Below are 15,132 nucleotides of genomic sequence, written 5' to 3' on the forward strand. Positions count from 1 at the left end.
CACCTAAAACTAGCTGGCGCTTTGTTGTTGCCGCCATTCTAAAAAAGTTTTTACAACCAAGGTTAATAAAGCCAAAGCAGCTAATAGAGTGGCGCTAGTAAAAGCACCGACTAGGTTATAGTCCTGATATAGCAGCTCGACATGCAGTGGCAGGGTATTGGTTTCACCACGAATGTTGCCCGACACCACGGATACCGCACCAAACTCACCTACGGCACGGGCATTGGTTAAAACCACGCCATACAAAAGCGCCCATTTAATATTAGGAAGCGTCACACGGCGAAACATTTGCCAACCACTAGCACCTAAGCTGAGTGCTGCTTCTTCTTCAGAACTGCCTTGTTGCTGCATTAAAGGAATCAGTTCACGCGCCACAAAAGGGCAGGTAATAAATACGGTCACCATAACTATGCCCGGCCAAGCAAACATCAGCTGTAGGTCGTGTTCCATTAACCAGCTACCTACCCAACCATTGCTGCCATAAAGCAAAAGGTACATAAGGCCAGCAACCACAGGCGAAACCGCAAAAGGAATATCAATAAGCGTCATTAAAATGCGCCGACCCGGAAATTCAAAACGAGTCACTAACCAAGCTAAAAACACCCCAAAAACCAAATTTAAAGGCACGGTTAAAGCGGCTACTAATAGGGTTAAACCTATGGCATGTAGCGTGTATTTATCGCTAACATTGACCCAGAAAACATTTAGGCCAGCACTTAAAGCTTGAGCAAAAATTGCTATCAAAGGCACGACCAACAAAACACCCACCAGCAAAAAAGCTAAACCAATCAATAATCGCCTTAACCAAGGTTGGTCGCCAATGCGTTGTTGATGGCTGATTTTATGGTTACTCATTATTGACTGCCTTTTAGCCGTTTAAGGTAGCGTGTCTGCCAAATATTCACTGCAAACAACAACACCAAAGAAGCCATTAAAATAACTGACGCTATGGCACTGGCAGCGGCGTAATCAAATTCTTGCAGACGCACAAAAATCATTAAGCTGGTCACTTCACTTAAATAGGGCATATTGCCAGCAATAAAAATAACTGCGCCAAACTCGCCTAGGCTACGAATAAAAGATAACACCACGCCCATTACTAAAGCTGGCCAAAGGGCTGGAAAAATAACCCGACGAAACACTGTCCAATCCTTAGCACCTAGACTAAGTGCGGCTTCTTCATCACCTGAATTTAAGTCTTCCATCACTGGCTGAACATTACGCACTACAAAGGGCAGGCTGGTAAAAAGCATGGCAATTAAAATGCCCAACGGCGTATAAGCGACTTGAATGCCCAGCTTAGCCAAACCTTGGCCGTACCAACCTTGTGCAGAAAATAAGGTAGCCAAAGTAATACCAGCCACTGCGGTAGGCAGTGCAAAGGGTAAATCGACTAGCGCATCTATTAAGCGTTTACCGGGGAAGGTGTAGCGCACCAAAACCCAAGCCAGCAATAAACCCACTACACCATTTAGCAAGGAAGCACCTAAAGCCATTAACAAGGTGACTTGGTAAGAAGCCATGACTCTGGAATCAGTAACCACTGCCCAATAATCTGCCCAGCTCATACCCGCGGTTTGTACCAGTAGGCCGCTTAAAGGTAAAAGTAATACCAAGCTAATAAAAAATAGCGAGATACCAAGGCTTAAAGCAAAGCCCGGCAGCACTTGCCTGCCGGTAACTTTGAAGCTTTTGCTGATTAGGTTTTTAGGAAGCAGGCTAGCAGGTGTCATGGTTATTTACCGGCGCTGCAACTGGTCTAGTTTACCGCCACTAGCAAAGTGAACCTGCATGGCGTTTTTCCAATCGCCAGCAATTTCTTCAATGGTCAGTAGCTTTAAGTCAGGGAAGTTAGCCGCAGTTTCTGCTTTAACCACTGGGTCGTGCACACGGTAGTTAAAACTAGCTAATAAGCGCTGGCTGTCTTGGGTATAAAGGTGCTCTAAATAGGCAGTGGCTAGTTCAAAGTTACCATTACGCTTTGCAGGTTTTTCGACCACTGCAACGGGGAACTCAGCTAAGAAGCTGCTAGAAGGCACAACGATTTGGAACTCTTGATCTGGGAAGGCTGTAATAACGCCTTGAATTTCTGATTCAAAAGTTAGCAGGGCATCACCAATACCCCGTTCTACAAAGGTGTTGGTGGCACCGCGTCCACCGGTATCAAACACAGCCACTTGGCCTAAAAACCTGCGTAAAAAGGCATCGACTTTGGCTTCATCTTTATTAAACTTTAATTGTGCATAACCCAAGGCTGCTAAATAGCTGTAACGGCCATTACCTGAAGTTTTAGGGTTAGGAAGCACTAGATCAACGTCATCACGGATTAGGTCGTCCCAGTCTTTAATATTTTTGGGATTATCTTTGCGAACTAAAAACGCCATGGTGGAATAATAAGGTGAGCTGGCATTAGGCAGCTTTTGACGCCAATCTTTAGGTAATAGCTTGCCTCTTTCGTGAAGAATATCCACATCGGTGACTTGGTTATAAGTTACCACATCGGCACGTAAGCCTTGAATAATGGCTTGGGCTTGGCGTGAAGAGCCAGCGTGAGATTGTTTGATTTCAACTTTTTGCCCCGTTTTTTCTTGCCAATGGTCGTTAAAGTGTTCGTTGTAGCTGGCAAACAATTCACGGGCAATATCGTAAGAAGAATTGAGCAGGCTAGGCTGTTCAGCTAAAACAGTTGGGCTGGTTAGGGCTAAAGTAAGGCCACTAGCAATTAGTGTTTTGCCTAGGCGTTTGAATTTTAAAGACATCTTGTATTCCTTTTGAAAGTTATTCTAAATCTTGTGATTAGACTAATCTTCATAGATGGTTATAACAAGAGTGTTCAATATATCAAATAAGAATATGCAAAAAACTAAAGGAAAATTAGCAATTGCTTAAAGTGGAAAAGAGAGCAGATAAACAGTATATTTTACGGCTTATTAGAAAAAATTAACCTTAAGTGGATTAAAAATGGCTGCCCTTATACTGCTTGGAGTCGTAGTTTTTTTAGCTTTTACAACGATATTTTTTGTTCATCATCGTAAGGTTGTAGAAGAAAAACGCATTCAAACGGAACGAAAAATTTACGATATTAAAACTCAGGTAAAACGCCTTGAGCCACTAGTTACGCGAATTCGTCCTCACCTACTTCCTTATGATTTACGTTCTGCATTAGCTGAGCGTTGGATAACTTTATTACACCTACAGCAAGATGCGGGCGATAAAAGTGAAGATTTTATACAAGAGTTGCAAAATGCCGAACAGGTTGTAAGAGAAGTTAAGGCTAACCCCAACCCTAAAGTAGAGCCAATTGAAAGCCAAGCTAAAGGGCAGGAAGCCATGAATCAGCTTAAAAATGTGCAGTTTTTAATAATGAAAGAATACCGTGAAGGCCGCTTAAGCGAAGCACGTGGACAGCAGTTTTTAACCTCTATTCGTTATGCTGCAACTCAAGTAGTAGTAGAGATGAACAAGTCTTTAGCGGCGGCTCAATTAGAAAACAAAAAATACCGTGCAGCACTTATTTACTATCAAAATATTATTAAAGAATTAAAAAAATATCGCGGCACCGAGCAAGAGCATTTTAGTGGTATTTATGACGAAATTCGTAAGACGATAGAGCAAATTAAATCTAAGGCTCAACAAGAGTTAGCAGCCACACCCAACATTTTGGCAGACAGCATGGATGAGTTAGAGGAAGAAGATGGCTTTAAGTCAGATATGCAGCGTGCAGTGATGGCAGGTAAAGCTAAAGCCCGTAATCAACGTGGATAATTAGATGACTGCTACTCGTTACTTTATGCCCGCAGAATGGGCCAAGCAAAAACAAACTTGGATGCTTTGGCCAGAACGTCCTGATAATTGGCGTTTAGGCGCTAAGCCTGCACAGGCGGCTTTTACCCTAGTTGCTAGAGCCATCGCCCGCTTCCAACCTGTAACGGTTGGGGTGAATGCTGATCAGTATGACAATGCTTATAACCGCTTAAAGCACCCTAATATCCGTGTAGTTGAGCTATCAAGTGATGATGCTTGGGTTAGAGACACTGGGCCAACTTTTGTTCTAGACCAACAAGGCCAACTAGCCGGTATAGATTGGGAATTTAATGCTTGGGGAGGCTTGCAAGGTGGATTGTATTTTCCTTGGCAGCGTGATGACCAAGTAGCACGTAAAATTCTACAGTTAGAAAACTGCCAGTCTATTCGTACCGAGGGCTTGGTTTTGGAAGGTGGTGCGTTTCATGTGGATGGTGAAGGCACTTTGCTAACCACAGCCGAATGCTTATTAAACCCTAATCGCAACCCTAATTTAACGGCCGCTGCCATAGAAGCAAAACTTAAGCAGTATTTAGGCGTAGAAAAAATTATCTGGCTGCCTGAAGGTTTGTTTAATGATGAAACCAATGGCCATGTTGATAATTTCTGCTGTTTTGTTTGCCCTGGCGAAGTGCTTTTAGCTTGGACAGATGACCCACAAGACCCCAACTATGCGCGTTGCCAAGCAGCCTTAGCGGTTTTAACCAGCACCCAAGATGCCAAAGGGCGCAGTTTAAAAGTTCATAAAATGCCTTTGCCCCAAGCAGTTTATGCCACTGCTGAAGAGTGCGCCGGTGTTGATTGGGTGATTGGTAGCCAGCCGCGTGAACCTAGTCAGCGTTTAGCTGCTAGTTACGTTAACTTCTTGCTGGTTAATGGTGGTGTTATAGCGCCTAGTTTTGGCGTTGCAGAAGATGTTTTAGCAGCCAATTTACTAGAAAAGCTTTTCCCAGAACGCAAAGTAATCTTGTTGCCTAGCCGAGAAATATTGCTGGGTGGTGGCAATATTCACTGCATCACCCAGCAACAGCCTGCTGTTACTGGCTAGTTAGCTTACCATCTTTGGTTAACAAGGTGTGGTAGCTAGAGGGGCGGCGGTCACGAAACACGCCCCAACTTTCTCGGGTGAAGGCTTGCTGGTCTAAATCGAAGCGAGCAAGAATTACCCCCTCTTCTTTTCTACCTAATTCTGCAACCTTGGCTCCAAACTCATCGGTAATAAATGAACAACCGTAGAAGGTAGTGGTTATTTCATCTTCTTGTTCAACACCCACGCGATTAGCAACCACCACAGGGGTTAGGTTAGCTGCTGCATGGCCTTGCTGGGTTCTTTGCCAGTGAGCGCAGCTATCTAAGCTCGGGTCTTGTGGCTCATTGCCTATGGCGGTGGGGTAGAAAATAATTTCTGCCCCTTTTAAAGCTAATGCACGCGCTGTTTCAGGGAACCACTGATCCCAACAAATACCAACGCCTAGGCGTGCATAGCGAGTTTTCCATACTTGAAAGCCAGTATCGCCAGGAGAAAAATAAAACTTTTCGCTATAACCTGGCCCATCAGGAATGTGTGTTTTACGGTAGGTATTAGGGTGCAAACTACCGTCAGCATCGAGCATAACCAAGCTATTAAACCTTGCCTGCCCAGCCAGCTCATAAAAACTAATGGGCAAAACAACCTGTAATTCTGCCGCTAGCTTTTGAAAGTGCTTTATTGCTGGGTTATCTTCAAGGCGAGTTGCTAGTTTAAGGTGTTGATAAATCTGCTTTTTACAAAAGTAGGGCGTTTCAAATAACTCTTGCAGTAAAATAATCTGCGCACCCTGCTTTGCCGCTTCACGAACAAAGCGTTCGGCTTTATTAATATTGGCTTGCAGGTTGTTAGAGCAAGCCATTTGTACTGCGGCGACAGTGACTTGGCGAGGCATAATTATTCCTTATCTAGTTTTAAATAGCGCAGACGGTTAGCATTAGTCACTACCGTTACCGATGACAAGGCCATAGCGGCGGCAGCGTAGGTAGGGCTTAACAACCAGCCAGTTAAGGGATAAAGCACCCCAGCGGCCAGCGGAATACCTAAGGAGTTATAGATAAACGCGCCAAACAGGTTTTGCCAGATATTGCGCACCGTAGCGCGTGATATCAGCATGGCATCGGCCACCCCATGCAACGAACCACGCATTAGGGTTAAGTCCGCACTTTCTATCGCAATGTCTGTGCCTGTTCCTATCGCAAAACCCACATGGGCTTGAGCCAGTGCTGGCGCATCATTAATACCATCGCCCACCATGCCCACTTTTAAGCCTTTGGCTTGTAATTCTTTTACCTTGTCAGCTTTTTCGTCGGGTTTTACTTCCGCAAACACTTCTGTAATACCGACTTGCTTAGCAACTGCCTGAGCGGTTCTTGGGCTGTCGCCGGTTAGCATCACTACCTGCACGCCTGCTTTTAATAGGCGTTGAATCGCAGAGGCGGAATCGTCTTTAATCGGGTCGGCAATGCCCACCAAAGCGGCCAGTTGCCCAGCCACAATTAGATGCACACAGGTTTGCCCTTGGTCTGCCATGTTTGCCGCTTCTTCAACTGCCGCATCGCTTAGGCTAATACCTTCTGCTTCCAATAAAGAACGGTTGCCTACTAACCAAGTTTGGTCGTTAATTTTGCCTTTTAAGCCCAAGCCAGCCAGCGTTTCTGGTGTGCTAGTTTTAGGGATTTCTAAACCCTGCTCTTTAGCGGCAGCAACGATAGCAGCGCCTAGGGGGTGTTCTGAAGCTTGTTCCAAGGAGGCTAGGTTAGCAAGGAGTTCATCTTTAGACAGGCTGTTAGCGCCTTCTAAGTAAGCTGCTTGCAAGGCAAAGTTGACCATCTTGGGTTTGCCTTGGGTGATGGTGCCGGTTTTATCTAAAATAATCGTATTTAGCTTAGAGGCTTCTTGCAGTGCATCGCCTTTGCGAATCAGCACACCTTTACCTGCGGCACGACCCACCCCCACCATTATCGACATGGGCGTGGCTAAACCTAAGGCACAGGGGCAAGCAATCACTAACACTGCCATAGCTGAAATCAGCATATAAGCGGCTTGTGGCTCGGGACCGACTAACCACCAAACAAAAGCAGTGATAATAGAAATTAGAATAACCACGGGTACAAACACCGCGCTGATTTGGTCAACTAGGCGACCAATGGCAGGTTTTGAGCCTTGGGCATTACGCACTTGGTTAATAATTTGCGCTAGGGCAGTGTCTTCCCCCACTTTACGCACACGCATTTTAATACTGCCGCCTTGGTTGACGGTTCCAGCGGATAACCAATCTTTTTTGCTTTTGTTAACCGGAAGGGGTTCACCCGTTAGCATGGATTCATCCACTTGGGTTTCACCTTCAGCAACAATACCATCGACAGGAATACGCTCGCCCGGGCGAACTCTTAATAAATCACTGGCTTGAATAGAAGCCAAGCGCATTTCTTTTTCTTCACCCTCTGGGGTGATAAGTGTTGCGGTGTCTGGCTGGAGTTGCATTAACTGACGTATAGCTTGGGAGGCGTTGCCACGGGCACGGGTTTCTAAGGCTTGACCAAGATTCACTAAACCAATTATAAAGACTGCGGCTTCATAATAAACATGGCGACCTTCAGGCGGCACAATTTCAGGCCAAAGCACCATTAAGGTGGAATAGAGCCAAGCAGCACCGGTACCTAGGGCAATTAAGCTGTCCATATTGGCACGGCGATTTTTTAGAGAAACCCAAGCGCCACGATAAAAATGACCACCGGAATACACCATAGTGGCTAGGGTGGCTAAACCGATGAGCCCCCAAAGCAGACGGGCATCTTCCAGCATGGGTAAGTGCCCGGTCATCATAAACAGCATTTGCGGCGCACCCACCGCCAAGGCGACCCAAGTTTTTATCCAAACTTTTTTAAGGGCAGCACTTTCTTCGGCTTGGCGTTCAGTATCGCCATAATCAGCACTCATGGGCGTCGCACCAAAGCCAGCATCTTGAACGGCTTTGATTAAATTTTGCGGGTCGGCACTACCGGTAATTTCAGCACTGCGGTCAGGTAGGTTTACGGAAACTTGGTCAACACCGCTGACGCCTTTAAGCGCCTTATCGACACTGGCAACGCAAGCGCCACAGGTCATGCCTCTAAGGGCTAGGCGAAGGGGTTTGGACATGATTACCTCCATAGGTGCTAACAAGTAACCAAGTGCTACTACGCAGGCCGCGTGAATACGTCCCTGTAAGCTCTGGCTGCAACGTCCTGTTGCAGACAGCCTGCTTTAGCAGAACACTTGGTTATTTTGCCGATCAGTTATGTAGAGTTGTTGAGAGCTAATTATCTAAATTCTAGTGAGAAGTTGAGTGTCCTGCGTAGCAGCACCTAGGCTCATCAAAGCCATAGAAGTATTTGTGCGTCTTTTCTGCGTAGCAATACTTCGCTCCAAGTTTTGCTGCCAGACTGCTAGATTTTACTCTTCTGCCTCAAAGCCTAGCCCTTCGATAATTTCGATGGCTTGATCGGCGCTTAGCTTGCCAGTAATGCTGGCAGTGTCTTGGCTGACTTCCACGCTTTCTACGGCTTCGTTCATCATCAAGGCTTCAGTTACCTTGTTTACGCAGCCGTTGCAGGTTAATCCCATGAGTTTTAGTTCTAAAGTAGGCATAGTTTTCTCCAATAATTTAATCGTTGCTAGCTAGGCTTCAGCACCATGCAATGCTTTTCTACCGGTTGGATCGTAGGGTAGTTTATGCAAAATAAGTTTGATTTTTAAATCAGGGTCAGCAAATAAAGTAGTGTCGCTTTCGATAGCTTTTTGATTTATAACAGCCAAGGCTTCTAACTCACCGCGTCGATCAGCGGCTAGGGTTATTATGTCACCCTGCTGCTTACCTTCTGTATCGTAGACTCCGGCAGGCAAGCTAAGTTCACCCGTAGTTAAGTGGGCACGATGCAAACGCTTTTTAACCTGTCCACGGAACTGGGCACGAGCAACAATTTCTTGTCCTATATAACAGCCCTTTTTAAAGCTAACCGCACCAGTGGCTTGGTAGTTAAGCATTTGCGGTAAAAACTGATCCGTTAGACCTGCATCAACCACTGCACGCCCCATTTTAATATCTAACAAATGCCAGCAATCCGTTTCTACTTGGTTGGTTAGGTTTTGAAGTTTAGTCAGAGTTTTAGCAAAGTTTTCAGTATCACGTTTTAACATTACCAGCGCACGGGGTAGTGGGCCGGGTAAATTAAGCACTAAACCTTGTTCAGTGATTGCCTGCTGGTACTCATTTTTTGGCCAAGCACCCACTAGGCTACTTGTTAAAGCCGGTACTTCTTTACCGGAAAGCCCGATTAATTGGTAATCACCAGTGATTTCTTTTAACTGGGTTTTAAAAAAAGGCTGGTATTTAGCTAGGTGGGTTTGCACTACATCTAAACTGCTAGCTGGCAGAATAAGCGCTAAATGATCACTGGCTAGCGCGATAATTTCAAAGCTACTCACCACCCGACCTTTGAGGTTACAAAGTAAGCCAGGCAAAGCTTGTTCATTAGTAACTAAGCGTAAATCAGCAGTAATTTGGCCTTGTAATAGCTTGTCTGGCTGACCACCCTTGAGTTCTAGAACGGCTAGGTGATCTAGAGAAGTTAAGAATACATTAGACATGGGTAGATACCTTAAATTTATTGCACTGCAGTAATGTGATTGATCTGTATTATTAATGCAAGTGAGCAGATGTAGCTTAACAATAAAAAGCCCGCCACTGCTAGGCAGGGCGGGCTGGTAAAACTTTAGCTAGTTAAAGCGTTAAGTTTTTTTGAGCTGCTTAGGACTCTTGAACAACAGGAATCACTGAAGAAGCTGCTTTCTGGTATTCATCCATCTGATCAAAGTTTAGGTAGCGGTAAACGTCGCTAGCCATAGTGTTGATCTGCTCTGCGTAAACTAGGTATTCAGCAGTGGTTGGCAGTTTACCTAAAATAGAGGCAACGGCTGCTAACTCTGCAGAAGCTAGGAATACGTCCGCACCATCACCTAAACGGTTAGGGAAGTTACGGGTAGAGGTGGATACCGCAGTAGATTTAGCGGCAATACGTGCTTGGTTACCCATACACAAGGAACAACCTGGCATTTCCATACGTGCACCGGCACGGCCAAAGGTACCATAGTAGCCTTCTTGTGTTAGCTGGTGCTGATCCATTTTGGTGGGTGGTGCTAACCATAAACGGGTAGGTAAGGAACCCTTGTATTGCTCTAGTAGTTTACCAGCGGCACGGAAGTGACCTATGTTAGTCATACAAGAACCGATGAATACTTCATCAATTTTGGTGCCAGCAACGTCAGACAGTTTACGTGCATCATCAGGATCGTTAGGTGCACAAAGAATAGGCTCTTTGATTTCGTTTAGATCAATTTCGATGATGTGTGCGTATTCTGCATCTTTATCAGCACGCATTAGCTGCGGGTTAGCTAGCCAATCTTCCATCGCTTTAGCACGACGTTCGATAGTACGCGCATCGCCGTAACCATTAGAAATCATCCAGCGTAGTAGCGTGATGTTAGATTTTAGGTATTCAGCAACTGATTCTTCTGACAGGGTAATAGTACAACCGGCAGCAGAGCGCTCAGCAGAAGCATCAGAAAGCTCAAACGCTTGCTCAGCGGTTAGGTGCTCTAAACCTTCAATTTCTAGTACTCGACCTGAGAAGGCATTTTTCTTACCTTTTTTCTCTACAGTCAAAAGACCTTCTTGAATGGCTTGGTAAGGAATGGCATGAACTAGGTCACGTAGTGTGATACCTGGCTGCATTTCACCCTTGAAGCGCACTAGTACAGATTCAGGCATATCTAAAGGCATAACACCTGTGGCTGCTGCGAAAGCAACTAGACCCGAACCGGCTGGGAAAGAAATACCTAGTGGGAAACGTGTATGTGAGTCACCACCAGTACCTACGGTGTCTGGCAGTAGCATACGGTTCAACCAAGAGTGGATGATACCGTCACCAGGACGTAGAGAAACACCGCCACGGTTCATAATGAAGTCTGGTAGGGTGTGGTGAGTATCCACATCAACAGGCTTAGGATAAGCTGCTGTGTGACAGAAAGACTGCATAACTAAGTCTGCAGAGAAACCTAGGCAAGCCAAGTCTTTTAGCTCGTCACGGGTCATAGGGCCAGTGGTATCCTGAGAACCAACTGTAGTCATTTTAGGTTCGCAGTAGGTACCTGGGCGAATACCTTCAACACCACACGCTTTACCAACCATCTTCTGTGCTAGGGTGTAACCCTTGCCAGTATCTTCAGGCTGTACAGGCTTTTTGAAGGTATCGCAAGGGCCAAGGCCTAGTTCGCTACGGGCTTTTTCAGTTAGACCACGACCGATAATTAGAGGAATACGACCACCGGCACGCACTTCATCTAACAGCACTTGTGTTTTAAGTTCAAAAGTAGAAAGCACTTCATCAGTGCCGTGCTTGCATACTTTGCCTTCATAAGGATAAACGTCGATAACGTCACCCATGTTTAGGTTTTCAACATCCATTTCGATCGGTAGTGCACCAGCATCTTCCATAGTGTTGTAGAAGATAGGTGCAATTTTGTTACCAAAGCAGAAACCACCTGCACGCTTGTTAGGTACGTTAGGAATGTCATCTCCAAAAAACCAAAGCACTGAGTTGGTTGCTGACTTACGTGAAGAACCTGTACCTACAACGTCACCCACGTAAACAACGGGGTAGCCTTTAGCTTTAACTTCTTCAATTTGCTTAAGTGGACCAATAACACCTGGCTCAACTGGCTCGATACCGTCACGCGCCATTTTAAGCATGGCATTAGCGTGAACAGGAATATCAGGACGTGACCAAGCATCAGGCGCAGGAGATAAGTCATCCGTGTTGGTTTCGCCAGGCACTTTAAATACGGTTAAAGTAATTTTTTCAGCTAGCGCTGGGCGGTTAGTAAACCACTCTGCATCAGCCCAAGATTGAATCACTTCTTTAGCGTTAGCATTGCCTTCTTTGGCTTTGTCTGCAACGTCGTGGAAAGCATCAAACATTAGTAGGGTAGATTTAAGCTGGGTAGCAGCAAGCTTAGCTAGATCATCGTTATCTAGTAGGTCTACTAGGGTTACAATGTTGTAACCACCCTGCATAGTGCCTAGTAGCTCAACAGCATGTTCTGCGCTAATAAGTGGTGAAGAGCTTTCGCCTTTAGCGATAGCTGCTAAGAAGCCAGCTTTAACATAAGCAGCTTCATCCACACCGGGTGGCACACGGTTGGTAATTAGGTCAACAAGAAATGCTTCTTCGCCTGCTGGTGGGTTCTTTAGCAGATCAACCAAAGATGCGGTTTGGTCTGCATTAAGGGGTGTAGGTGGTACGCCTTCTGCGGCGCGTTCTTCGACATGTTTGCGATAAGCTTCTAGCACGATTTTATACCCTCATCTGTTGGCGATTCTATCTACTGCAAAAAAACTTTTTTTAAAATCTAAGCAAACGAATAAAATTTCGTTGTCTTTGAAAAGGCGCAGGCATTGTAGTTTAAAGTGTCGACAAAGTTAAGTTAGCTAGTTACAAGAAAGCTTCAACTTTGGTCGTTGATGGCAAGTATTTAAGCTAAATGCTCATTTTTTACAAGGACACTTTAATAAGCTCTCTGAAACTGCTGGCATTTCAGTTACAATCCAATTCATTTAATTTAGCTAATTTTGGAGCACTTCATGGATAAGCAACTTTTAGCTTTGCTAGTCTGCCCTGTATCTCATGCGCCTCTTCACTATAACAAAGAAGCTCAAGAGCTAGTTTGTCGTCCAAGTGGTTTGGCTTATCCAATTCGTGATGGCCTGCCAGTTATGTTGGAAAGTGAAGCAAGGCAACTCACTACTGAAGAAAAGCTAGAAAAGAAATGAGTTTTACAGCCATTATTCCTGCCCGCTTTGCTTCATCACGCCTGCCGGGTAAGCCGCTTTTGCCCCTAGCTGGCAAACCCATGATACAGCATGTATGGCAACAAACCTGCCTAAGTGCTGCTGATCGAGTGGTGATAGCTACGGATGATGAACGCATTGCTGAAGCAGCTAGTGCCTTTGGTGCCGAAGTTTGTATGACAGCGGCAGATCACCCCAGTGGTACCGATCGCTTGCAAGAAGTCGTCAGTAAGCTAAGCTTAGCTAAAACGGCACAGGTAGTAAATGTACAGGGTGATGAACCCATGATTCCGCCTGAACTCATTAACCAGGTGGCAGCCAATCTAGCTAATAATCCACAAGCCAGTATTGCTACTTTAAGTGAGCAAATTACCAGTGTGGAGGCAGTGTTTAATCCTAACAACGTAAAAGTGGTGACGGATAAAAATGGCTTAGCGCTGTATTTCAGTCGTAGTCCTCAGCCTTGGGCAAGGGATTACTTCTTAAAAAATGAAGCAGGTGATTTTAAACCACAATTTTTACCAGCTGGCATTAAATTTCAGCGGCATATTGGTATTTATGCCTACCGTGTCGATTTTTTGGATGAATACGTTACTTGGCAGCCCGCACCGCTTGAACAAGCCGAGCAGCTAGAGCAACTTAGGGCACTATGGAACGGCCATAAAATTCATGTTGCAGAAGCTTGTCAGCAACATCCACAAGGTGTTGATACACCAGAAGATTACCAGCGGCTTCAGGCTTTGCTGGCTAATTAAACTACTTGTTGAGTGAAGAATGATTAAGGTTCTATTTGTTTGTTTAGGTAATATTTGTCGTTCCCCTACGGCTGAAGGGATTTTTCGTACCTTGGTAGAGTCTGCAAATTTACAAGATAAAATCTTGATAGACTCTGCGGGTACTAGCGATGCACATGTGGGTAAAGCGCCTGATGAGCGCGCTCAAAAAATAGGTTTAGATAGAGGTTATGACATCTCTAATTTAAAAGCCCGCCAGTTGGTTGCAGAAGACTTGGATGCCTTTGATTATGTGTTAGTAATGGACAAACAAAACCAAGCCGATGTTGAAGACTTGGTGATGGAATTAGAACAACTAGAAAAAATTCGCTTGTTGCTAAGCTTTAATCCTTCTGCCATTAAAGAAGTACCTGACCCTTATTATGGTGGTGATACTGGTTTTCATCAGGTAATTGATTTGGTGGAATCTGCCTGTAAGCGTTTACTTATTCAAATTCGTAAAACCCACGGTTTGTAACGCGAATGGTTCATAAAACAGCCAATGCCCAGCTAGACCAGCTAAATACCTTAGGTTTCACTGCCCAGGCTAGCTGGCTAGTAACCGCTGAAAAACCTGAAGAATTACCAGAAGTTTTTGACTTTGCCCTTTCACAAGCCTTGCCGGTATTTCCCTTGGGTGGTGGCAGCAATGTTATTTTTCAGGGTAATTTAGAGGCGGTGGTGTTACAGCAAAAACCACACGCTTTAGACTGGTCTGAGAATAGGGTAAGCGAATTATTACCTAATGAGGTTTTGTTAAGAGTTCCTGCAGGTTACGCTTGGCAACAACTGGTTTTAGATACCACCAATAAAGGCTACTTTGGTTTAGAAAACCTAGCTTTAATACCTGGACAAGCTGGCGCTGCACCCATTCAAAATATTGGTGCTTATGGCGTAGAGCTAGCTGATAGCTTGCAGGCAGTCGAAGGTTATTGGTTACCAGAAAAAGGCCAGCCAGCTAAGTTCGATATTCTTGCAGCTAAAGACTGTGGCTTAGGCTACCGAGACAGCCGTTTTAAACAAGATTGGAAAGGCCGTTTTGTTATTACCGCCTTGCAATTACAACTCTCTAAACAAGCCGAACCCCGCTTAAATTATGCCGATTTAAAAGCACGCCTAGCCATAAAAAAACAACAGCTTGAAGCAGTGAATCAACCCCTACCTGCTTTAATTGCTGAAGTTGTAACCGAGTTACGCCGCTCTAAACTCCCCGACCCAGCCAAATTAGCTAATGCTGGAAGCTTCTTTAAAAACCCTGTGATTTCTAAGCAGCAAGCAGAAGAATTATTAAAACTTTACCCTGATATACCGCATTACCCTGCCACTAATGGCTGCAAATTAGCCGCCGCTTGGTTAATAGACCAGTGTGGTTTTAAAGGTACCAAACGTGGCAATGTTGGCGTACATGACCAACAAGCTTTAGTGCTAGTGCATACCGGCGGTGGCACAGCAAAAGACTTATTAGCCCTAGCAGAAGAAATAACCAGCGCAGTTAAAAGCCGTTTTAATGTGCAGCTAGAAAGAGAGCCAGAGTTGGTAGCTGTTTGATTCTTTAAATTACCTGGATCCAACTCTCAAGTGCAACTCAGTAAACTAGGATTGGATAGCAAGCTGCTGTAGCTGAACTTCCCCTAAAC

General features: G+C 45.0%; 14 protein-coding genes. 6 read left to right on the forward strand and 8 right to left on the reverse strand.

Going from position 1 to position 15,132, the window contains the following annotated elements; translation table 11 throughout:
- Positions 1-9 precede the first annotated feature (9 nt).
- The 3 genes from cysW to cysP are packed head-to-tail and all read right to left on the reverse strand — an operon-like array spanning position 10 to position 2,759.
- Positions 10-855 carry a sulfate ABC transporter permease subunit CysW gene (cysW, locus tag H571_RS0112470; protein WP_027849604.1) on the reverse strand — a complete coding sequence of 282 codons (846 nt, stop codon included), beginning with the start codon at positions 853-855 and terminating at the stop codon, positions 10-12.
- Positions 855-1,733, reverse strand: coding sequence for a sulfate/thiosulfate ABC transporter permease CysT (gene cysT / locus H571_RS0112475; RefSeq protein WP_051168331.1), 879 nt, complete (start codon positions 1,731-1,733; stop codon positions 855-857). The genes cysW and cysT overlap by 1 nt, the downstream gene beginning before the upstream one ends.
- A 6-nt stretch (positions 1,734-1,739) precedes the next feature.
- On the reverse strand, positions 1,740-2,759 hold the full coding sequence (gene cysP / locus H571_RS0112480; RefSeq protein ID WP_027849606.1) for a thiosulfate ABC transporter substrate-binding protein CysP: 1,020 nt from the start codon (positions 2,757-2,759) through the stop codon (positions 1,740-1,742).
- A 202-nt stretch (positions 2,760-2,961) separates the two neighbouring features.
- Between cysP and H571_RS0112485 the strand changes: the two genes are divergently transcribed.
- Both H571_RS0112485 and aguA read left to right on the forward strand, forming a co-directional pair.
- The gene (locus tag H571_RS0112485) at positions 2,962-3,765 is read left to right on the forward strand and encodes a hypothetical protein (RefSeq protein WP_027849607.1); all 804 of its coding nucleotides are present in this window, start codon (positions 2,962-2,964) and stop codon (positions 3,763-3,765) included.
- Positions 3,766-3,769: 4 nt separating this feature from the next.
- Entirely contained in the window at positions 3,770-4,852 is a 1,083-nt protein-coding gene (gene aguA, locus H571_RS0112490; protein WP_027849608.1) for an agmatine deiminase, read from the forward strand.
- On the opposite strand, the gene aguB is transcribed toward aguA, so the two are convergent.
- The 5 genes from aguB to acnB all read right to left on the reverse strand — a co-directional run bounded on the left by aguB (position 4,842) and on the right by acnB (position 12,224).
- Complete coding sequence (aguB, locus tag H571_RS0112495) at positions 4,842-5,726, reverse strand: N-carbamoylputrescine amidase (RefSeq protein WP_027849609.1); 885 nt, start codon at positions 5,724-5,726, stop codon at positions 4,842-4,844. The two genes, aguA and aguB, sit on opposite strands and share 11 nt — an antisense overlap.
- A 2-nt stretch (positions 5,727-5,728) precedes the next feature.
- The gene (locus tag H571_RS0112500) at positions 5,729-7,975 is read right to left on the reverse strand and encodes a heavy metal translocating P-type ATPase (protein ID WP_027849610.1); all 2,247 of its coding nucleotides are present in this window, start codon (positions 7,973-7,975) and stop codon (positions 5,729-5,731) included.
- A 294-nt stretch (positions 7,976-8,269) separates the two neighbouring features.
- Positions 8,270-8,464: a cation transporter gene (locus H571_RS0112505; RefSeq protein ID WP_027849611.1), complete on the reverse strand. Its 195-nt coding sequence runs from the start codon at positions 8,462-8,464 to the stop codon at positions 8,270-8,272.
- A 30-nt stretch (positions 8,465-8,494) separates the two neighbouring features.
- Positions 8,495-9,463 (reverse strand): CAF17-like 4Fe-4S cluster assembly/insertion protein YgfZ, encoded by a 969-nt coding sequence (gene ygfZ / locus H571_RS15635; protein WP_051168332.1) that lies wholly within the window; start codon positions 9,461-9,463, stop codon positions 8,495-8,497.
- 160 nt (positions 9,464-9,623) lie between these two features.
- Complete coding sequence (acnB, locus tag H571_RS0112515; RefSeq protein WP_027849612.1) at positions 9,624-12,224, reverse strand: bifunctional aconitate hydratase 2/2-methylisocitrate dehydratase; 2,601 nt, start codon at positions 12,222-12,224, stop codon at positions 9,624-9,626.
- Between the two features lie 291 nt (positions 12,225-12,515).
- On the opposite strand from acnB, the gene H571_RS0112520 reads away from it, so the two are divergent.
- The 4 genes from H571_RS0112520 to murB are packed head-to-tail and all read left to right on the forward strand — an operon-like array spanning position 12,516 to position 15,043.
- Positions 12,516-12,704: a Trm112 family protein gene (locus H571_RS0112520; RefSeq protein ID WP_027849613.1), complete on the forward strand. Its 189-nt coding sequence runs from the start codon at positions 12,516-12,518 to the stop codon at positions 12,702-12,704.
- On the forward strand, positions 12,701-13,477 hold the full coding sequence (gene kdsB / locus H571_RS0112525) for a 3-deoxy-manno-octulosonate cytidylyltransferase (protein ID WP_027849614.1): 777 nt from the start codon (positions 12,701-12,703) through the stop codon (positions 13,475-13,477). The genes H571_RS0112520 and kdsB overlap by 4 nt, the downstream gene beginning before the upstream one ends.
- Positions 13,478-13,496: 19 nt before the next feature.
- Entirely contained in the window at positions 13,497-13,973 is a 477-nt protein-coding gene (locus H571_RS0112530; RefSeq protein ID WP_027849615.1) for a low molecular weight protein-tyrosine-phosphatase, read from the forward strand.
- A 5-nt stretch (positions 13,974-13,978) separates the two neighbouring features.
- Positions 13,979-15,043 (forward strand): UDP-N-acetylmuramate dehydrogenase, encoded by a 1,065-nt coding sequence (murB, locus tag H571_RS0112535; protein ID WP_027849616.1) that lies wholly within the window; start codon positions 13,979-13,981, stop codon positions 15,041-15,043.
- The last annotated feature ends 89 nt before the right edge of the window (positions 15,044-15,132 follow it).

Origin of the sequence: Marinospirillum minutulum DSM 6287 (genome assembly GCF_000422325.1) — a bacterium.
Taxonomy (GTDB): Bacteria; Pseudomonadota; Gammaproteobacteria; order Pseudomonadales; family Halomonadaceae; genus Marinospirillum; species Marinospirillum minutulum.